This is a genomic window from Rhizobium sullae (assembly GCF_900169785.1).
Classification (GTDB): domain Bacteria; phylum Pseudomonadota; class Alphaproteobacteria; order Rhizobiales; family Rhizobiaceae; genus Rhizobium; species Rhizobium sullae.
This window is the reverse complement of sequence record NZ_FWER01000016.1, coordinates 29,611-48,906: the sequence shown is the minus strand read 5'-3', so window position 1 is coordinate 48,906 and position 19,296 is coordinate 29,611. Positions and strand designations below refer to the sequence as shown.

At 59.8% G+C, this 19,296-nt stretch carries 15 protein-coding genes and 2 tRNA genes; 6 read left to right on the top strand and 11 right to left on the bottom strand.

Features of this window, described 5'->3' with window-relative positions:
- Nucleotides 1-23: 23 nt before the first annotated feature.
- Together argS and BN1800_RS16245 are read right to left on the bottom strand one after the other, a co-directional pair.
- Nucleotides 24-1,781 carry an arginine--tRNA ligase gene (gene argS / locus BN1800_RS16250; RefSeq protein ID WP_086999403.1) on the bottom strand — a complete coding sequence of 586 codons (1,758 nt, stop codon included), beginning with the start codon at nt 1,779-1,781 and terminating at the stop codon, nt 24-26.
- A 53-nt stretch (nt 1,782-1,834) separates the two neighbouring features.
- Complete coding sequence (locus tag BN1800_RS16245; protein WP_086999401.1) at nt 1,835-3,052, bottom strand: deoxyguanosinetriphosphate triphosphohydrolase; 1,218 nt, start codon at nt 3,050-3,052, stop codon at nt 1,835-1,837.
- Nucleotides 3,053-3,273: 221 nt separating this feature from the next.
- Between BN1800_RS16245 and erpA the strand changes: the two genes are divergently transcribed.
- Both erpA and xth read left to right on the top strand, forming a co-directional pair.
- Entirely contained in the window at nt 3,274-3,606 is a 333-nt protein-coding gene (gene erpA, locus BN1800_RS16240) for an iron-sulfur cluster insertion protein ErpA (RefSeq protein ID WP_027509301.1), read from the top strand.
- Between the two features lie 119 nt (nt 3,607-3,725).
- Nucleotides 3,726-4,517 (top strand): exodeoxyribonuclease III, encoded by a 792-nt coding sequence (gene xth / locus BN1800_RS16235; RefSeq protein WP_086999399.1) that lies wholly within the window; start codon nt 3,726-3,728, stop codon nt 4,515-4,517.
- A gap of 19 nt (nt 4,518-4,536) precedes the next feature.
- On the opposite strand, the gene exoR is transcribed toward xth, so the two are convergent.
- The 7 genes from exoR to BN1800_RS16200 all read right to left on the bottom strand — a co-directional run bounded on the left by exoR (nt 4,537) and on the right by BN1800_RS16200 (nt 13,740).
- Complete coding sequence (exoR, locus tag BN1800_RS16230) at nt 4,537-5,337, bottom strand: exopolysaccharide production regulator ExoR (RefSeq protein ID WP_027509299.1); 801 nt, start codon at nt 5,335-5,337, stop codon at nt 4,537-4,539.
- 1 nt (nt 5,338) lies between these two features.
- Nucleotides 5,339-5,794 carry a hypothetical protein gene (locus BN1800_RS16225; protein ID WP_086999396.1) on the bottom strand — a complete coding sequence of 152 codons (456 nt, stop codon included), beginning with the start codon at nt 5,792-5,794 and terminating at the stop codon, nt 5,339-5,341.
- A gap of 268 nt (nt 5,795-6,062) precedes the next feature.
- Nucleotides 6,063-7,397 (bottom strand): outer membrane protein transport protein, encoded by a 1,335-nt coding sequence (locus tag BN1800_RS16220; RefSeq protein ID WP_244564526.1) that lies wholly within the window; start codon nt 7,395-7,397, stop codon nt 6,063-6,065.
- Nucleotides 7,398-7,794: 397 nt separating this feature from the next.
- Nucleotides 7,795-10,635: a valine--tRNA ligase gene (locus tag BN1800_RS16215; protein WP_086999392.1), complete on the bottom strand. Its 2,841-nt coding sequence runs from the start codon at nt 10,633-10,635 to the stop codon at nt 7,795-7,797.
- 118 nt (nt 10,636-10,753) lie between these two features.
- Complete coding sequence (locus BN1800_RS16210) at nt 10,754-11,578, bottom strand: DUF2497 domain-containing protein (protein WP_086999390.1); 825 nt, start codon at nt 11,576-11,578, stop codon at nt 10,754-10,756.
- A gap of 229 nt (nt 11,579-11,807) precedes the next feature.
- Nucleotides 11,808-12,473, bottom strand: a complete 666-nt coding sequence (locus tag BN1800_RS16205; protein ID WP_179213805.1) for a protein-L-isoaspartate O-methyltransferase family protein — start codon at nt 12,471-12,473, stop codon at nt 11,808-11,810.
- Between the two features lie 361 nt (nt 12,474-12,834).
- Nucleotides 12,835-13,740 carry a hypothetical protein gene (locus BN1800_RS16200; protein WP_086999388.1) on the bottom strand — a complete coding sequence of 302 codons (906 nt, stop codon included), beginning with the start codon at nt 13,738-13,740 and terminating at the stop codon, nt 12,835-12,837.
- Between the two features lie 139 nt (nt 13,741-13,879).
- Here BN1800_RS16200 and BN1800_RS43630 point away from each other — a divergent pair, with 139 nt between their 5' ends.
- The gene (locus BN1800_RS43630; protein WP_342210305.1) at nt 13,880-14,227 is read left to right on the top strand and encodes a DUF6719 family protein; all 348 of its coding nucleotides are present in this window, start codon (nt 13,880-13,882) and stop codon (nt 14,225-14,227) included.
- 93 nt (nt 14,228-14,320) lie between these two features.
- On the opposite strand, the gene BN1800_RS16190 is transcribed toward BN1800_RS43630, so the two are convergent.
- Nucleotides 14,321-14,394, bottom strand: a tRNA-Cys gene (locus tag BN1800_RS16190).
- 171 nt (nt 14,395-14,565) lie between these two features.
- The gene (locus tag BN1800_RS42420; protein WP_027509293.1) at nt 14,566-14,862 is read right to left on the bottom strand and encodes a membrane protein; all 297 of its coding nucleotides are present in this window, start codon (nt 14,860-14,862) and stop codon (nt 14,566-14,568) included.
- A 117-nt stretch (nt 14,863-14,979) separates the two neighbouring features.
- Here BN1800_RS42420 and BN1800_RS16180 point away from each other — a divergent pair.
- The 3 genes from BN1800_RS16180 (at nt 14,980) to BN1800_RS16165 (ending at nt 19,191) form a co-directional block, all read left to right on the top strand.
- Nucleotides 14,980-15,054 (top strand) — tRNA-Asn (locus BN1800_RS16180).
- Between the two features lie 484 nt (nt 15,055-15,538).
- Nucleotides 15,539-16,723, top strand: a complete 1,185-nt coding sequence (locus BN1800_RS16170) for an acetate/propionate family kinase (RefSeq protein WP_086999513.1) — start codon at nt 15,539-15,541, stop codon at nt 16,721-16,723.
- A gap of 71 nt (nt 16,724-16,794) precedes the next feature.
- Nucleotides 16,795-19,191 (top strand): phosphoketolase family protein, encoded by a 2,397-nt coding sequence (locus BN1800_RS16165; RefSeq protein ID WP_086999383.1) that lies wholly within the window; start codon nt 16,795-16,797, stop codon nt 19,189-19,191.
- Nucleotides 19,192-19,296: the final 105 nt, after the last annotated feature.

The window sequence follows — 19,296 nt, the reverse complement described above, 5'->3', positions numbered from 1 at the left end:
CGCAATGTGGGGAAATGGTGACGTTATCGCATTTCATCCGGAGCGGCAGTGCCTGTAACGGCAAGTCCTGCCTTCAAAACCGAAGCGACAGCATACACCAGCCCAAGTCTGGCAATACTCGATTCTCGGTTCTTATCGTTAACAAATCGTAATTCCGTTTGATCTTTACCTTTATTCCAGTGCGCATGGAAGAAACTCGCGAGATCATAGAGGTAAAACGCGATGCGGTGAGGCTCGTGGGACTGGGCCGCAGATTCGATGATACGTGGGAATTCCGCAGCTTTCGCAACCAGCTGCAATTCCGTGGGATCCGAGATGCCGACGACCGCTTCGGCAAGGTCTGCGGGCGACAGGTCGAGATCGGGAAACGCCTCCTTCGCCTGGCGGAAAACCGACATGCAACGGGCATGCGCATACTGCACGTAAAAGACCGGATTGTCTTTGGAGTGCTCCGTTACTTTTGCGAAATCGAAGTCGAGCGGCTCGGAATTCTTGCGGTAGAGCATCATGAAGCGTACAGAATCGCGGCCGACTTCTTCGACGACCTCGCGCAGCGTCACGAAGTCGCCGGAGCGCTTCGACATCTTCACCGGCTCGCCGTTGCGGTAGAGCTTGACGAGCTGGCAAAGCAGCACGGTAAGCTCCGACTTGCCTTCGGAAACGGCGCGCGCAACGGCCTCCAGGCGCTTCACGTAACCGCCGTGGTCGGCGCCCAGCACATAGATCATTTCGTCGAAGCCGCGATCGAACTTGTTCTTGAAATAGGCGACGTCCGCGGCGAAATAGGTATAGGAGCCGTCCGACTTGATCAGCGGGCGGTCCATGTCGTCGCCCACTTCGGTCGAGCGGAAGAGCGTCTGCTCGCGGTCTTCCCAGTCTTCCGGCACCTGACCCTTCGGCGGCGGCAGCGCCCCCTTGTAAACATAGCCCTTGAAAGTCAGGTCGTTGATCGCCGTGCGGATGGCCGCACCCCCGGCCCCATGCAGCATCCGCTCGGAAAAGAAGATGTCGTGATGCACGTTGAGGGCTGCGAGATCTTCGCGGATCATCACCATCATCGCGTCGATCGCGCGATCCTTGACGATCGGCATCCACTGCTCTTCCGGCATGTTGTGCAGCCGCACGCCGTAGTCGATGGCAAGCGATTGGCCGACCGGGATCAGGTAATCGCCCGGATAAAAGCCGGGCGGAATATCGCCGATGCTCTCGCCCAGCGCTTCGCGATAGCGCAGGAAGACCGAGCGCGCCAGCACGTCGATCTGCGAGCCGGCATCGTTGATGTAGTATTCCTTCTCGACGGCGTAGCCTGCGAAGGCGAGAAGGTTCGCAAGCGCGTCTCCGACGACGGCGCCGCGGCAATGGCCGACATGCATCGGACCCGTCGGGTTTGCCGAGACATATTCGACGTTGATCTTCTTGCCGGCGCCAAGCGTCGAGCGGCCGTAATCGGTTCCCGCCTTGATGATCGCGGTAAGCAAGCGCTGCCAGTAACCGACGGAAAGCCTGATGTTGATGAAGCCGGGGCCGGCGGCGGAGACGTCGGCGACGTCGGCATCTTCCTTCAACTTGGCGATGATGATTTCGGCGAGCGCGCGCGGATTGGTGCCTAGCGGCTTTGCGAGCACCATCGCGGCATTGGTCGCGACATCGCCATGGCTTGCGTCGCGCGGCGGCTCAACGGCGATGCGGCCGAAATCGAGCTCGGATCGCTTTTCCTTGACGATATCAATCTGTTCAAGGGCGTTCTTAATCCTGGCTTCGAAGTCGGTAAAAAGGTTCATCGCACTCTTCCATGCATAGGCTCTGCCGCAACTCCTGCCGCGGCGACCGCTGCCTATCGCAAATCCGGAGTGTGGTCAAACAATCGCCTGTGGGCGCTGATCGCATAGGTGTCCGTCATGCCCGCCAGATAATCGCCGACATGGCGGGCCTTCGGCGCATCGGCAAGACCTGCGATATGGTCGACCCAGTAGTGGCTCTGCATCTCCTTCGGATTGGCCATGTAGGCGGCGAAGAGATCGGTGACGATCTGCGCAGCACCTGCCCGGATCCGCATGATATCGGGATGGCGGTAGATTCGCTTGAAGAGCATCTGCTTGATCTGCCTGTCGGTCTCCGACATCTCCTTCGAGAAGGTCGCGATCACCCTGCCCGCCTCGCGTATATCCTTGACGCTTTTTGGCTTCACCTCGGACAGGCGCTCCTGGGAAACGGCAATGACGTCCTCGACCATGCGCGTGACCTGCCGGCGCATGATCTCATGCGTGAACCGGCTCTTCTCAAGATGAGGGTAAAGCCCCCGGACCTCGGCCATCAATCCAGCAAGGAACGGAATTTCCTCCAGCATCTCGAACGTCAGGTAGCCCGAACGCAGACCATCGTCGATGTCATGCGTGTTGTAGGCTATGTCGTCGGCGATCGCCGCCACCTGTGCTTCGAGGCTGGCGAAAGTCGCAAGCTCGAGGTCGTGGATTTCGCAGTAATCGAGGATCGGCTGTGGCACCGGTCCGCGCTTGCCCTGCCCGTCCTTCGTCAGCAGCGGCCCATTGTGCTTCACGAGGCCTTCCAGGCTCTCCCAGGTCAGGTTGATGCCGTCGAATTCGGCATAGCGCCGCTCCAGCTTGGTGACGATGCGAAGCGACTGGGCATTATGGTCGAAACCGCCATAGGGCAAGAGAACGTCGTGCAGCGCGTCCTCGCCAGTGTGGCCGAAGGGTGTGTGGCCGAAGTCGTGGACGAGCGCAACGCCCTCCGCCAGATCCTCGTCGAGCTTCAGGGCCCGCGCCAGCGCGCGGGCGATCTGGGCAACTTCGATCGTATGCGTGAGACGCGTGCGGTAATGATCGCCGTCCTGCGCGATGAAAACCTGCGTCTTATGCTTCAGACGGCGAAAGGCCGTCGTATGGACAATGCGGTCGCGGTCACGCTGGAATTCGGAGCGCGTCGGGCTGGAACTTTCGGCGTAAAGCCTTCCGCGTGTCGTCCAGGGGTCTGACGCATAGGTCGCCCGCTCCCCATTTCCGAAACCCAATGCCTGCCTGTCGATCTTCATTTTTCACCGTCATTCAACATCGCGCGGCACCTCGCCCATTGACGCCGCATTCCGCTCTTCATACCTATAGCCGGTATAAACGGCAAAGAGGCGCTTTCTTAAAAGCTTCGCCGAAGAGTGCGTTTTAGCAACGCATGTGATAAATTCTTTTGATATCAGCCGTTTGACGTTCATCGGCCGGTATCAATTCTCTCCGGATCTTGACCCCGGCAGGAGGAAACATGACGGATACGAGTGTAACCCTTTCCGACGCGGCGGCAAAACGAATCGCGGCGATCGTCGGTGCCGAGACCGGCAAGAGCGCGCTGCGCGTTTCCGTCGAAGGCGGCGGCTGCTCGGGCTTTTCCTACAAGTTCGATCTTACCGGCGATGCCCGGGACGATGACATCGTCATCGAGAAGAACAACGCCAGGGTGCTGATCGACAGCCTGTCGCTGGTCTATATGGCCGGCTCGGAAATCGACTTTGTCGACAACCTTCTCGGCCAATCCTTCCAGATCAAGAACCCGAACGCGGTTGCAAGTTGCGGCTGCGGCACCAGCTTCTCGATTTAAGCTTCCCTGTCTATCCACACCGAACCGGCCGAAGAATGCCTTCCGGCCGGTTTATCGTCTTGTCCGCACGTGGGACCGCACGATAAAAGGTCGGGCACGAAGCGGCAAAGGAACAGCCCATGAAGATCGCGACCTGGAACATCAACGGCGTCAAGGCGCGCATCGACAACCTCACGCAATGGCTGAAGGACTCCGATCCGGATATCGTCTGCCTGCAGGAGATCAAGACTATCGACGAGGCTTTCCCGCGGCTCGAGATCGAAGCGATGGGCTATCACGTCGAAACGCATGGCCAGAAGGGTTTCAACGGCGTCGCGATCCTTTCCAAGACCACGCCGGACGAAGTCACCCGCGGGCTGCCGGGCGATGCTCTCGATGAGCAGGCGCGTTTTCTCGAAGCGGTGTTCTCGATCCCTGGCAATCGCGCACTGCGCATCTGCTGCCTCTATCTGCCGAACGGCAATCCGGTCGACAGCGAAAAATACCCTTACAAGCTCGCCTGGATGGAGCGGCTGCACCAGTTTGCGGTCTCGCGCCTCGCCTATGAGGACATCCTCATCCTCGCCGGCGACTACAACGTGATCCCCGAGCCGCATGATTGCTTCGATCCGAAGATCTGGGAAAGCGATGCGCTCTTCCTGCCGCAAACGCGCGAGGCCTTCCGCAGGCTCGAAAATCTCGGGCTTACCGATGCCGTCCGCGCCTCGACCGACGCCGTTCAGCTCTACTCCTTTTGGGATTACCAGGCAGGAGCCTGGCAGAAGAACAACGGCCTCCGGATCGATCACGTGATGCTTTCGCCGGAGGCCGCCGATTACATGACGTCGGTTGCGATCGAAAAGCACGTGCGCGCCTGGGAAAAGCCGTCCGACCATGTTCCGGTCGTCGCCTATTTCGATTTCACAGCGTAAGGAGAGCTCTAGGACTAATTCAGTCGCTGCCGGTCGCGATTTTGTGGGAGAGCGAAACAGCCGTGCGGCGATCGCCTTCGGTCGCGACCGAGAAGGCCTGTTCCTGCAGCGATTGCATCCAGCTGCAATCCTTCGGCTTGCAGCGGTCGAGCGCCGCCGTCATCAGCGCCAGGCCGCGTGCCGACTGGCCTTCCTGGAAAAGGATGTTGCCGAAGACCGACATGGCGCCGGGGTGGCCGCTCTTGCGGGCCTGGTTCAGCCACTTCTTCGCCTGCTGCGGACTGCGCGTGCCGCCCTCGCCCGACAGCATCATCTGCGCGAGCTGGAACTGCGCTTCGGCAACGCCGAAGGTCGATGCGACCTGGAAATAGAGCTGACGGGCCTGATTGAGATCGGTCCGCACGGGGCTGCGCGGAATGCCGTGTTTGTAATAATTGGCGAGCGACAAAAGCGCATTGATGAAGAAGCCGGTATCTTCGGAGCCGGGCTCCACACCCTGCTGCGCGATTTCGCTGTAGATCTTGAAGGCTTCGAAATCGTCCTGAGCAACGCCGTCGCCATCGGCATACATGTTGGCGAGCGCCCAGCGCGAACCGGTATGGCCCTTTTCGGCGGCGTATTTATAGGCTTCGACAGCCTCTTCCTTCTGGCCGCTCTTATAGGCCTTGAAACCGAATTTGAAGAGATCGAAAGGACCGGATTCCTTGGTGACGCCGGCATTGATATCGAATGCCTTGGCCGGGGAGGACATCGCCGCGGAAAGCACGATAGACAGCCCCATAAGCGTAAATCTGAAAAGTCTGAACTCGGATGTCAGCATTTCACTCGGTTTCTTTCGCTTCCATCGCAGACCGCCACGGCAGCACATACTCCGCTGCCCGGCTTCCCGGCGTATTCCTCCAGGCGAGCGATCCCGCGGCGGGCTCAATGACCCCTTTGCCCGCGTCGCATCTAGCCTTCGGCCCTTCTTCGAGAGCCTGAATTTCCTGCGCATCGCGATAGACCACCCGGGTTCCGGGCTGGTCCGCCTGCAATGCCTGCGGCGTCATTCCTGCGGAGCGAACAAGCGTCCTTCCGCCTTTCGAATATTCGTAAACACCAAATGTGACCAAACCGGTATCGGCGTGATCGCAGTGCCTGCGTGCGGCGGCAACGGACGCCATATCATTGGGGAAAAGACAGTTTAGGGACGCGACTTCTGAGTGAATTTTTTCGGCGGAATCGCCTTGCGGGAAAAGCTGAATCGCACATGAAGCGGCATCAAAGCCGACGCTCATACGCTCACCGCACGTCCCGGAAAAAAATCGACCCATCTTGCTTCTTAAACGTACCCTACGCCTGCCATTCCCTCGCCCGCAAATATCGCTGCGCCCTGTTTGTGGCGGGAAATGGACAAATTCGCCCCGCCGCCAACATATGCGAACTGTCGTAAAAATGTGTTGCTGAATCGTCACAAAATGGGATGACTTGGAGCAAGGTTAATACGGCCGGGGCAAAGAAAAGCCCGGCGTTTTTGCCGGGCTCTTCTACTTCGTTGATGCAAGATCAGAATTTGACTTTGAGCGATGTCGAGAGCGCCGTCACCAAATCATTGTCGAACTCGTAGGTCGCCTCGTCGCCCACAGCAACGCCATCAATCGTCATCGGAGAGGAATCCCCGCCCGTGAGGATGCCGAGCACGCCACCAAAGCGGAACTCGACGTTCTCGTTAGGCGTATAGGAGGCACCGGCGCTGAGCAGCCAGCTGTCCGTCTGCGTACCGTATTCCTGAGATGTGCCGCGATCCCAAGTAACACCGACGGCGCCGTTCCACTGCTCATTGAACTTGTGGCCAATACCGCCGGTGATTGTCCAACCGTCCCTGTATCCGAGATCGAGTGAGGTGACTTCCGCACCGCTGCTACTATAGAAAGGGATACGCTGCAACTGGCTCCAGTCCGTCCATTTGACCGAGCCGAATGCAAGCCAATCAGGCGCAATACCCGACTGGACCTTCAATTCCAGAGCGTCAGGCATCGCCGTGGAGCCCGAAACAGGAATCACGGTTCCTGCACCAGGAATTACACCGCCTAGAACTGCAGGAATGTTCCTAAGATCCACCGTACCGCTTACACTGTCCAACTTGACTTCACTGTAGTACATCAAGCTCGCACGGAACGCATATTCAGGGATCTCGTAGGCCACGCCGCCGCGCCATCCCCAGCCGTCACCCTCCAGATCCAGACGTCCGACACCGCTGCCACTGGCAAGACCGCCGGTCAAAGCGGTGATGACTTCGGGGGCGACGACGAGACGCTCCTTGAAGCCATCCATCTCGAGATAATTGGTGCCCCCGATAACGCGGAATTGCCCCGGTCCTACGTCAAACTTATAAGAGCAGGTTAGCGCATAATTATCGCTGTTGACCTTCGTTTCGATGTTGTCGTTCGCACCCGCCCAGCTAACACCCGGATTCGTGTGAGCACCATAGGGCTGCGAATAATCGAACATGCAGTCCGCATCGCCGATCGCAGCCTTGGCACCGATACGGGGAGACCAATAGTCTTCACTGTCGTCCGCCGAAGTGGAATATCCCGGGATAGCGTTCAGATCACCGTTCAAGGGATTGATATCGTCCACATTCTTCAGTTTGCGCTGCGGCATCACGTAAGTGGCTGTGGATTCGACTGCAAAGCGCGAGGGATCAAACAGAAGATCAATATTANGTTTGCGCTGCGGCATCACGTAAGTGGCTGTGGATTCGACTGCAAAGCGCGAGGGATCAAACAGAAGATCAATATTATACCCGCCGCGCTCCAAGCCGCCTGCAAACGATGGCGAAGCGATGGACGAAAGAATGGCGAGCGATACTACGCCTCTGAAAAACATACGAGATGCCAATTGTGTCTCCCCCACTCAAGCAATCTGATGGCGGCACAGTGCAAGCGATCACCACAAATGGCAACTCGTGCCTTCTTGCCGCCATAATGGAGGGGAGGTGTTAAATTGACGTAAGAAATTGACGGACACGTCAATCTTTTTTGTTCATAAAATTTTATCCTAATACCCTAATCATTTATGGGTATTTTTGGATTGCCATTCCACACCACGGACAAACTGTATCAATCTGACAACAGTCGCGTTTTTCGCCTGAGAGGGCAATTCATTTCATAAACTCGCAAAACTGCGTCTGCGAAATAGCGAATATTCAGCCGGGACGATCGAATCATTCCAACCACCATGAAAAAAACGCCCGGCTAGGCCGGACGCCTCAAGTATCATATCCTCAGTAGTTAGCTTAGGCCTCGACGACGCGCGACAGCGCCACCTTGAGGCTTGCGATCTGGCTCTGGAATTCGGCCAGCCGCTCGCGCTCCGCTTCCACCACGTCCGGATTGGCATTTGCAACGAACTTATCGTTGGAAAGCTTGCCGTTGATGCGCGCGATCTCTCCTTCCGTCTTGGCGATCGCCTTTTCCAGGCGGGCCTTCTCAACGGAAAGATCGATCAGGCTGCCGAGCGGCAGGCAGGCGGTCGCTTCGGCGATAACGATCTGCGCCGCACCCCTCGGCGCGCTGTCGGCAAGCGAAACCGCGTCGACCCGCGCAAGGCGCTTGATCGCCGCCTCATGGCGGGCAAGCCGCTCGCGAGTCAGATTGTTGGCCTTGACGACCACCAGTGGCGCCGTCGCCGCCGGCGGTACGTTCATTTCGGCGCGAACCGAGCGGATGCCGGAGACGAGGTCGATCAGCCAGTTGATCTCGTCGGCCGCAGCATTGTCGGCATAGAACGGCGCCGGCCATTCGGCATGGCAGATCAGCGTGTCGCGCTCGACGCCTTCGCCCGCCGTATGCGCCCAAAGCTCCTCGGTCATGAACGGCATGAAGGGATGCAGCAGCTTGTAGATCTCTTCGAGAACATAGGCGCTGCAGGCCTGAGCCTCCTTCGTCGCGCCCTCGTCTTCACCGCTGAAGACCGGCTTCAGCAGTTCCAGATACCAATCGCAGACCTGGTTCCAGACGAAGCGGTAAAGTGCCGCGGCCGCGTCGTTGAAGCGGTAGGATTCGATCGCTTCCGTAACGTCACGTTCCGTCCGGGCAAGCTCCGTCAGAATCCAGCGGTTGATCGTCAGCCCCGTCGCCTCCGGAACGAAGTTCGGATCGCTTTTGGCACCGTTCATTTCGGCAAAGCGCGTGGCGTTCCAAAGCTTGGTACCGAAGTTGCGATAGCCGGCGATGCGGGCCGGATCGAGCTTAACGTCGCGGCCCTGGGCGGCCATGATCGCCAGCGTGAAGCGCAATGCGTCGGCACCGTATTCGTCCATCAGTTCGAGCGGATCGATGACGTTGCCCTTCGACTTCGACATCTTCTGACCGTTCTTGTCGCGGACGAGCGCGTGGATATAGACGGTATGGAAGGGCTCGATCGCATTGCCGTCCTCGTCCTTCATGAAATGCAGGCCCATCTGCATCATACGAACGACCCAGAACGGTATGATGTCGAAGCCTGTGACGAGGACATTCGTCGGGTAGTATCGCGCCAGTTCCGGCGTTTTCTCCGGCCAGCCGAGAGTGGAGAAAGGCCAAAGCGCCGAGGAGAACCAGGTGTCCAGTACGTCCTCGTCGCGCGTCAGGATTTCGCCCGGCTTGAAGTTTTCCAGGAGGTCCTCGACATAGGCCTTCATCGGGCCCTCGTGCGAGAGGTAGTGCTGTATTGCCGCCTGCAGCGCCTCTTCCTCGGTCTTTTCGACGAAGACCTGGCCATCCGGACCGTACCAGGCCGGGATCTGATGGCCCCACCAGAGCTGGCGCGAAATGCACCACGGCTGGATGTTCTCCATCCACTGGAAGTAGGTGTTCTCCCAGTTCTTCGGAACAAACTTGGTGCGGCCTTCACGGACCGATGCGATGGCAGGCTTCGCAAGCGTTTTGTTATCCACCCACCATTGTTCGGTCAAACGCGGCTCGATCGGCACGCCGCCGCGGTCGCCGTGCGGGACCGTATGTAGGTGCGGCTCGATCTTGTCGAGCAGGCCCGCTTCCTCGAAGATCTCGACAATGATCTTCCGCGCCGTGAAGCGATCCTGGCCTTCCAGCCGGTCCCAGGCACCATGCAAGGCGGCTGGATGGTCGAGGCCTTCCAGAAAATCCTCGTTGTCCTTGATCGTAACCGAAGCATCGGTATTGAGCACGTTGATGGCGCGCAGGCCCGTCCGCTTCGCAACGTCGAAGTCGTTGAAGTCGTGTGCAGGGGTGACCTTGACGGCGCCGGTGCCGGCCGTCGGATCAGCGTAGTTGTCGGCAACGATCGGAATCTTGCGGCCGACGATCGGCAGAATGACGTGCTTTCCGATGATCGGCTTGTAGCGCTCGTCTTCGGGATTCACCGCGACGCCAGTATCGCCGAGCATGGTCTCGGGCCGCGTCGTTGCAACAACCAGGTAGTCACGCGTTTCGAATTCGGTGGGCTTACCCTCCTCGTCGAATGCAACGGGATGCTGATAGGTGACGCCCTCTTCAAGCGGATAGCGCAAATGCCAGAGATTGCCTTTGACCTCCACCTGCTCGACTTCCATGTCGGAGATCGCCGTCAGAAGCCTCGGGTCCCAGTTGACGAGGCGCTTGTCCTTGTAGATCAGCCCCTCTTTGTAGAGCGTGACGAAAACCTCGAGAACCGCCTCCGAGAGCCCGTCGTCCATCGTGAACCGCTCGCGCGACCAGTCGCAGGAGGCGCCGAGGCGCTTCAGCTGGTTGAAGATCAGGCCGCCCGATTCCGCCTTCCACTCCCAGACCTTTTCCACAAAGGCGTCACGGCCCATCTCGCGGCGGCCAGGGAGCTGCCGCTCCATCAACTGGCGCTCGACGACCATCTGTGTGGCAATGCCCGCATGGTCCATGCCCGGCTGCCACAGCACATCCTTGCCGCGCATGCGCTCGAAGCGGATCATGATGTCCTGCAGCGTGTTGTTCAGCGCATGCCCCATATGCAGCGAACCGGTCACATTCGGCGGCGGGATGACGATCGTGAAGGTCTCGGCGCCAGGCTTCTTGTTGGCGCCCGCGCGGAACGCATCGGCTTCATCCCATTTCGCGGCGATTTTCGGTTCGACTGCGGTGGAATCATAGGTCTTGTCGAGCATTTTATGACCAAACTTCGGGGTTTTAGGATGGGGGTTGTAAATAGGATGGCTGACGGCAAGTCAATAAAAAAGCCGCCCCGGAGACCGGAGCGGCTTGTTCGATAAAAAGCGGTTCCAGTCAGCGGCGCGGACCGCGCGCCACGCGTTCGATCTCTTCGCGCACCAGCCGCTCGACGAGCGTCGGCAGGTTGTCGTCCAGCCACTCGCGTAGCATCGGACGCAGCATGTCCTCGGCAATCTCGTCCAGCGACCGGCGCTCGGCGCCATCGATCGCCAGCGCCAGCTCCTCAAACGAGCGCGCGATCTGCTGGCCCGCACTCTGCGAAATCAGGCCCTGGGCCTCTCCGCCAACGCCCGGCAGACGGCTTTCTGCAGATGCGATTGCCGGCGGGACAACCGCCTGCGGCTGCGGCGCCGGTTCTGCGACGGTCGGCTGCGGCATTTCAACTCGTTCTGCCTGCGCAACGGCCGGTGCCGGCATTACTGCCAGCGGCGGAGCAACGGCAGGAGTCGAGTGAGCTTCCACCGGACGGTGGGTTTCCTGCTCCAGGCGTCCGACCGGCTCCGGCTGACGGAAGACCGGCGGCGCTTCGCGCTGCGGCTGCGGTGTGGTACGCTCCGAGGCGGCGCGAACACGGGCTGCGACATCGGCAAGCGACATCGCGCGCGCCGGCGCTTCCGCTTCGCGGCTGCCTGCCGAATTCGCCGCAACGAAACGCGGATCGGACGGCATCATAGGCTCGGGGAACTCGACGTCAGCGTAAGTCTCGTCAACCGTCAGATGGATGTTGGAGTCGCTCTCCTCGTCGTCGGCACCGTAGACGGGCGGCAGGGACGGCGAAATCGCCCTGCCCGCACCCGGCTCATTGCTTTCGATGATCTGGCGGATCGACGCCAGAATCTCTTCCATGGACGGTTCACGCACTACGCTTGGCTGAGCCATATCTATCCCCGTTATCCCTGCAACAACGATCGGATTGCGTGGAGTGGGCATCCGAATCACCCCGACCTTAGAATACCCCAGACATGAAAAAAATCAGCGCGAATCAAATGAATGCGCCCGTGCACAGCTTTGTTGCGGCAGTCTACGCCGGCGCCGCCAAGCTTTTGCGACACGCGGAAAACAAAACGGGCGCCTTAGGCGCCCGTTGCATAAAAGCCAAAAAATACGCTCAGAAGACGAACTCTCGAACCTTGGCAAAGCCCGGCAGTGGCTTGACCGAAGCGTTGAAGAACACATTTTCCGAAACAGCGCCGTTCTCGCTGAAGAACACCTTGGCGCGGGCCGCGTGGCCGTAGCCCTGGACGGTAACGAGGCGGCCGCCTTCGGCGAGCTGGCCGAGAAGCGCTGCCGGAACCTCCTCCACGGAGCCGTTGATGAAGATCAGGTCGTAGGGTGCGCCGGCACTGTTGCCCTGCTCCAGGGCGCCGATGACGACGGAGACGTTCGTGTAACCGGCAAGATTATTCTTCGCTTCGGCTGCGAGCGTCTCGTCGCATTCAAGGGCGACGACCGAACCGGCAATCATCGACAGCAGGGCCGAGGTATAACCCGTGCCGCAGCCGACTTCGAGAACCGCATCATCCTTGGTGATGGCAGCGAGTTGCAGCAGCTTTGCCAGCGGCGAAGCCTCCATGAGGAAGCGCGCCGGCTTGCCGTCCGCTGCCGACGAGATTTCGACATCGTTGTCGACATAGGCGAGAGCCTTGGACTTCTCCGGCACGAACACCTCGCGCGGCACCGTCAGGAAGGCCGTCAGCACCGAATGCGACGTGACGTCCGTCGTACGGATCTGGTTGTCGACCATCTTTGCGCGTGCTGCTTCGAAATCCATCATATCCTCTCGCCCCTTGAACGCGGCATTGTCACCCGTCCTCTTAATCTCCGCGGCGTGCGCTTTCAAGGCACAGTAAGCAACGGCGGCAAGAATCCTCCCGCTTGAACCGGCTGCCCTCCGGCGCGGCCACGGCTGCAACTCTTGTTTGGAACAAAGAGGTGGTTTGTGGTATTCTTGCAACCGGAGGAAATGGAGGAGGTGCAGGCCATGTCTGCCTTTTTCGAGTATCTTACGCTGTTCGACTTCTTCATCATCGCAGCGCTCATCGCCATATTCTGCTGCGGGCTGTTGGACAGCGAAACGACACGATAGCGTTCAGTGCGCAGAGAGTTGCGAAGTGCAGCGGCACCTGAACGCCGCCCTATGCGTATAGCCGCACGCAAGCGCCGTGTATCGACCTCGACAGCGCTTCGAACTTGACGGCCTGCCACCGCCGGTAACCTTCGATCAGGCGAGCGGAAATCCAAAAATTGTCGCCATATTGCGATCCGTCCCAGCCGATGTCGCCCAGGGCTTTCGCACGGTTCAGCACGCGCACGATGTGCGTACGCGAGACATGGTAACGGCTTGCAAGCGTCCCCGGCTTCAGTTCACCGACGTAGCATCGTTCCGACAGCGTGCTGCCGGATGGAAAGCGAGCAACCAGATCATGAATCACATTGCTGCCGAGATTGGTAAACGTGAAGGTCTTTAGGCTTTCCGGCGGATCGTCCCAGCGCGGATCGGCGATGAGCGCCCGGGCAGCGGGCGGATGAGCGTAATAGAGCAGCCGCGGGTCGGCCTGAGAAACAGCAAGCCGCTCGCCTCCATCCAACAGGTCAAGCGATGCCATGTGGCTGTCGAACCAGTTGCGGATAAGATGCTCCGCTGCCTCGGAAAGCACCAGCGGCCGCAATCGCTTGTCGCGGCTTTCCCGTTCGGTGAAGAGCTTGTACTGGCGCATTTGCGCCATGTAGGAAGCGATCGTATTCCTGCTGGCGAATTCGTGCAGCGGCCCGAACTCGGTAAGGCGCGTTACCGTCAAATCCTCACGGCTCACACCCGTTCTGTTTTCGAAATAAAAGGCCAGTGCCGCCTGAGCGACAAGCCAGCGGCGCAGGTCGGAGGTATAGCGCACCGAGCGCGGCGCCTCATGATAGATGCCGATAAGACGGCTTGCCGCTTCCGTCAGCGACGTTGCAAACAGCGGCGACGCCAGAAGTTCCTGAACGCTGTAGCCGGACGGAATGCGCGCGTCTTGTCGAATTTCCTGTTCAATGGCCGGCATGTCGGATCACAGCGGACTGATTTCGGCAAAGCAGCCAAGCCGCAGAGGCCGGCTTTTGCCTTGGAGGTTTGCTCCTGGATGGCCCCCCTCATTTTCAAATATATGGTTGTTTGTCAAATAATTACTTGGCGCGCGCTGGATGCATCCGCGTAGAAAACGTCCGGACTGTTACGGTGACGGGCTAATCCGATTGCGAAGGTTCCTTGCATGTCCACTTTCGCTATATATTAACATTCATGAATATATGGAGGGGACAATGAAACGCATGATAATCATTTTTTTCGCATGGGCAGTTCTGTTCCTGGCTGACTTCGTGCCAGCAGAGGCTGCGACGAAGGTCGTAACGCAAAAGCCGACCGTTTCGTCATTAGCTCCGGGCGAGAACGTTCTGTACGACGACAAGCGGTGCCCGGCCGGTATGATCGCGAGGTATTCCAAACCTAAAAATCGAAATGAAATTAGACGCGGCCAATGCGTCCACCAGTGAGCCCTACCGTCACTCGCGGCAAAAGCTTGCCAACCGGCTTAGACACCTTCCGAAATTGTGTCTAACGCCGAAATGCTAAAGCATTGAGAAATTTGGAGGCCTCGCCCGGAATTGAACCGGGGTACAAGGATTTGCAGTCCTCTGCGTCACCACTCCGCCACGAGGCCATCCGATTTGCTATATGCAAGGCGAGTGATGGCGGGCGTTTAGAACGAATCCACGAAGCGCGCAAGAGGCCAATCCGGAAAAACGCGCATTGCGAATGCTTGCAGTAAGTGCAGCCGAAAATCGCACTCCGGCAACCTCGCATCCGTGCCTTCGCCCGCCACTTCGCACGATCAACCGGCAGGCTTCCGCCGCCGGTGCCACCAGATGGAGAATCGGCGGCGGCATCTGCGAGCGATCGGTAGGTCGTGCGAAAGAACGATGAAACCGAGTGGCAGCATCCAGAAGCCGAGAACCGGCAGAAAACCCAGGATGCCGCACACGATCAGCAGTACGCCAATGAATACGCGGGCAATGCGCGAGCGCGGCAACGGTATGTGAAGGGAACCGAGAACGAGCTTTCCCGTCGTATGATCGATGCCGAAGTGCTTTTCGCGCCGGTTTCTGCTATTGTCTTTCCCGTCAGTCATGCACAGGAGATGGGGACAAACGCCGCGAATACAAGCGGATGTCATTTTTTTGAAAAAACCGCTTGGCAAATCGAGCAAGCATTTGTATTAGCCCACTCACGCCGCCGCAAGCGGTGATCCCTGGTAGCTCAGCGGTAGAGCATTCGACTGTTAATCGACAGGTCGCCGGTTCGAATCCGGCCCGGGGAGCCAGTTTTTCGCTAGAGCGCGCCATTGGTGCGCTCTAGCTGCTTTAAACCCTCCAAACTACGATATCGTTCCCCCACAGCGGCTGATCGGGCGTTGCCGTAGGTTCGGCGGCTCCAGCGTGAAATCAGCATCCCGTCACGATGCTGAAGCGACCATAGCGCTTCGCCAGCACCCATGAACGCGAAATCAGTATCCTTCAGCATATCTCCAAACGCTGCTCGGTATGCACGTCCAGAAGTCCGGATATGGCCGTGTAGCCTGTGATGCAATCCGCCCAGTGTGCGCTGGATTCTGCGCCCTGCCCGTCCCCGCCCGAACTGCCAAGCGACGTTCAAAACTGAATGTCTGCGCCTGAGGCTGTCACAACGGCACTGGATCACGCCTTGTCGCGACGCCGCACCGTGGTTTACGTGACTGTGAAAGGCCCTAGATGACAATCGAAGCCGGCGGTGATTCCTGCCGCCGGACCTCCACGGAGAGGCCGAGCATGGATGCCGATACAGTTTGCCTGACCTTCAATGCCGGATCGTCGACGCTGAAGATCGGCATCTTCGATGCCGGCACAGGCGCCGCCCGGCCGATCGGCAAGGGAAAGATCGACTTCGACGACGGCAAGCTTGTCCTGCGCTATTCGCTGGGAGACGACCGCTTCGAGCGCCCGCTTCCGGGCGGCAATGGCGAGCGGTTCACCGAGGTCATCGAAGGAACGCTGCATCACTTGCTGGCTCATCTGCCGCCCGGCTCCCTAAGGCTCGCGTCACACCGCGTCGTCCATGGCGGCCTTCGGTTCCATGAGGCCGCAGCGCTCGACGCACGGACGATTGGTGAGATCGATGCGATGGTTCCGCTTGCCCCGCTGCACCAGCCGCAGGCGCTGCGGGTGATCCGCGCGCTAAAGGAGCTGCGACCCCAGATACTGCAGACGGCGTCCTTTGATACGGCCTTCCACACGACGCAGGACGACCTCGTCCGACGCCTGGCGATCCCGCGCTCGCTGCATGACGAAGGCGTGCGGCGCTACGGCTTTCATGGCTTGTCCTACAAGTTCATCGCCAGCGCGCTGAACCGGCAGGCGCCGGAGGTGGCCGGCGGAAGGGTCGTGGCCGCCCATCTCGGCAGCGGAGCGAGCCTCTGCGCCCTTGAGGGCGGCATCAGCCGTGATTGCAGTATGGGGTTCTCGGCGCTTGACGGCATCCCGATGGCGACGCGGCCGGGATGGCTCGATCCCGGCGCCCTCCTCTATCTCATGCGGAAGGGAAAGCGTGATCCCGGGGAACTGGAAGACTTCCTCTATCATGCCTGCGGCCTGCTGGGCGTCTCCGATATCAGCGGCGACACCCGGGTTCTTCTGAAGGACAAGCGGCCGGAAGCCGCCCAGGCCATCGACCTCTACTGCTTCCGCATCGCCGGCGAGATCGGCCGTATGGCAGTGACGCTCGGCGGCCTGGACGCGGTCGTCTTCACCGCCGGTGTCGGCGAAAATCAACCGGAGATCAGGCGCCGCGTCGCCGCCCATCTCCGCTGGATGGGCCTTCATCTCAACGATAGCCGGAACGAGGCTAACGCGGCGGTCATCAGCGCGGGCGACAGCAGGATCGCCGCGCTCGTCATCCCCACCGACGAGGAGCAGGTTATCGCCGACGAGGCGCTCGCTATTCTCGGTGCAGGGTGATCCAGATCAAGAAACGGCCCGGCGCAGGCCGCTAGAGTTGAACCTGAACACGTTTCGAACAGGGGAAATCCATGGAACAGCACGCCTCGAACACCGCTCCTTCCACGCTTTCTGACGCCGACCTCAAGCTGCTCGACCGCTACTGGCGGGCCGCCAACTACCTCTCCGTCGGCCAGATCTACCTTTTGGACAATCCGCTGTTGCGCGAACCGCTGGAGCCCGAGCATATCAAGCCGCGCCTGCTCGGCCACTGGGGCACGACGCCGGGACTGAACTTCATCTATGCGCACCTCAACCGAATGATCCGCGCCCGCGACCTCGACGTCATCTACATGTGCGGACCTGGCCATGGCGGGCCGGGCATGGTCGCCAACACCTATCTCGAAGGCACCTACAGCGAGATCTATCCGGATATTTCCGAGGATGCGGAAGGCATGCGCAAGCTCTTCCGCCAGTTTTCCTTTCCTGGCGGCATTCCGAGCCATGCAGCACCCGAAACGCCCGGCTCGATCCATGAGGGCGGCGAGCTCGGCTATGCCCTCGTCCACGCCTATGGCGCCGCCTTCGACAATCCGGAGCTGATCGTCGCCTGCGTCGTCGGCGACGGCGAGGCCGAAACCGGCCCGCTTGCCGCCAGCTGGCATTCGAACAAGTTCCTGAACCCCGCCCGCGACGGCGCGGTGCTGCCGATCCTCCACCTCAACGGCTACAAGATCGCCAACCCCACGATTCTCGCCCGCGCCAGCAAAGATGATCTCCGCGATCTTTTCCAGGGGCATGGCTATGAGCCCTTCTTCGTCGAGGGACACGAGCCGGCCGACATGCACAGGAAGATGGCGGCAGTCTTCGACGCGGTGTTCGACCGGATCACGGACATACAGGCGAAAACGCGCTCAGGTGGCTCCGGCATGCCGCGCTGGCCGATGATCGTGCTGCGAAGCCCGAAAGGCTGGACAGGGCCGAAGGAAGTCGACGGCAAGAAGGTCGAGGGATTCTGGCGCGCCCATCAGGTGCCGGTCTCCAACTGCCGCGGCGACGACGGCCACAGGAAAATCCTCGAAGACTGGATGCGCAGCTATGATCCGCAAGACCTCTTCGATGCGGACGGGCGCCTGAAGGATGATCTGCGCGCGCTGGCGCCCAAGGGCCGCCGCCGGATGGGAGCCAACCCGCATGCCAATGGCGGTCTGCTGCGCAAGGAACTCTCCGTTCCCGATATCCGCAATTACGAGATCAGGATTGGAGACCGCGGCAGCCAGGCCGTGCAGTCGACCGAAATTCTCGGCCACTATCTGCGCGATGTGCTGAAGCTCAACGCCGCGAACGCGAATTTCCGCATCTTCGGCCCCGACGAGACGGAATCGAACCGCCTCGGCAGCGTCTTCGAAGTGACTGATCGCGTCTGGATGGAAGGCATCGAGCCCTATGACGTGCACCTCTCCCCCGACGGCCGCGTGATGGAGGTCTTGAGCGAGCATCTTTGCCAGGGCTGGCTGGAAGGCTATCTGCTGACCGGCCGGCACGGCCTCTTCTCGTGCTACGAAGCCTTCATCCACATCATCGATTCCATGTTCAACCAGCATGCCAAATGGCTGAAGGTCACCCGCGAGCTGGAATGGCGAAAGCCGATATCCTCGCTCAACTACCTGCTGACTTCGCATGTCTGGCGGCAGGATCACAACGGCTTTTCCCACCAGGATCCGGGCTTCGTCGATCTCGTCGCCAACAAGAAGGCCGATACCGTGCGCATCTACCTGCCGCCGGATGCCAATACGCTGCTCTGGGTGGGCGACCATTGCCTGAAGACCTACGACCGCATCAACGTCATCGTCGCCGGCAAGCAGACGGAGCCGCAATATCTGACGATGGATGAGGCGATCGAGCACTGCAAGGCCGGCATCGGCATCTGGGAATGGGCGAGCAACGAGGACAACACGATCGCGCCCGACGTGATCATGGCCTGCGCCGGCGACGTGCCGACGATGGAAACACTGGCGGCCGTCAGCCTCCTTCGCGAGATGATCCCCGATCTGAAGATGCGCGTCGTCAACGTCGTCGACCTGCTCGCGCTGCAGTCCAAGGAGCAGCATCCACACGGGCTGGAGCACGATGAATTCGACCGGATCTTCACGAAGGACAAGCCGGTGATCTTCGCCTATCACGGCTATCCCTACCTCATCCACCGGCTGACTTACAAACGCACCAACCACGAAAACATCCACGTGCGCGGCTTCATCGAGGAAGGGACGACGACGACGCCGTTCGACATGACGGTGCTGAACGAGCTCGACCGCTTCCACCTCGCCATTGAAGCCATCCAGCGCGTCCCCGAGCTGAAGGAGAAGGTGCCGGAGATTCTCGACCGGCTGCATGCGAAACTCGCCGAACACCAGGCCTATGTCCGGGAATACGGCGAGGACATGCCGGAGGTCCGGAACTGGAAATGGCCGGTCAGGAGCAAGCCATGAGCACCAACGAACGCAATCACCGCTTCAGCCGATCGCGACGCGAGTTCGTGGGTGTCCGGGGGCGGATTCGATCTTAGCTTCCTCGAACAGATTGCCGTCCGCATT

Coding starts and splice junctions, on each gene's coding strand:
- BN1800_RS16205 (WP_179213805.1), bottom strand. CDS start 12,473: ATGATGGATTTCGAAGCAGCACGCGCAAAGATGGTCGACAACCAGATC.
- BN1800_RS16245 (WP_086999401.1), bottom strand. CDS start 3,052: ATGAAGATCGACAGGCAGGCATTGGGTTTCGGAAATGGGGAGCGGGCG.
- erpA (WP_027509301.1), top strand. CDS start 3,274: ATGACGGATACGAGTGTAACCCTTTCCGACGCGGCGGCAAAACGAATC.
- xth (WP_086999399.1), top strand. CDS start 3,726: ATGAAGATCGCGACCTGGAACATCAACGGCGTCAAGGCGCGCATCGAC.
- BN1800_RS16210 (WP_086999390.1), bottom strand. CDS start 11,578: ATGGCTCAGCCAAGCGTAGTGCGTGAACCGTCCATGGAAGAGATTCTG.
- exoR (WP_027509299.1), bottom strand. CDS start 5,337: ATGCTGACATCCGAGTTCAGACTTTTCAGATTTACGCTTATGGGGCTG.
- BN1800_RS16215 (WP_086999392.1), bottom strand. CDS start 10,635: ATGCTCGACAAGACCTATGATTCCACCGCAGTCGAACCGAAAATCGCC.
- argS (WP_086999403.1), bottom strand. CDS start 1,781: ATGAACCTTTTTACCGACTTCGAAGCCAGGATTAAGAACGCCCTTGAA.
- BN1800_RS16170 (WP_086999513.1), top strand. CDS start 15,539: ATGGATGCCGATACAGTTTGCCTGACCTTCAATGCCGGATCGTCGACG.
- BN1800_RS16225 (WP_086999396.1), bottom strand. CDS start 5,794: ATGAGCGTCGGCTTTGATGCCGCTTCATGTGCGATTCAGCTTTTCCCG.
- BN1800_RS16200 (WP_086999388.1), bottom strand. CDS start 13,740: ATGCCGGCCATTGAACAGGAAATTCGACAAGACGCGCGCATTCCGTCC.
- BN1800_RS16165 (WP_086999383.1), top strand. CDS start 16,795: ATGGAACAGCACGCCTCGAACACCGCTCCTTCCACGCTTTCTGACGCC.
- BN1800_RS43630 (WP_342210305.1), top strand. CDS start 13,880: ATGCATCCGCGTAGAAAACGTCCGGACTGTTACGGTGACGGGCTAATC.
- BN1800_RS42420 (WP_027509293.1), bottom strand. CDS start 14,862: ATGACTGACGGGAAAGACAATAGCAGAAACCGGCGCGAAAAGCACTTC.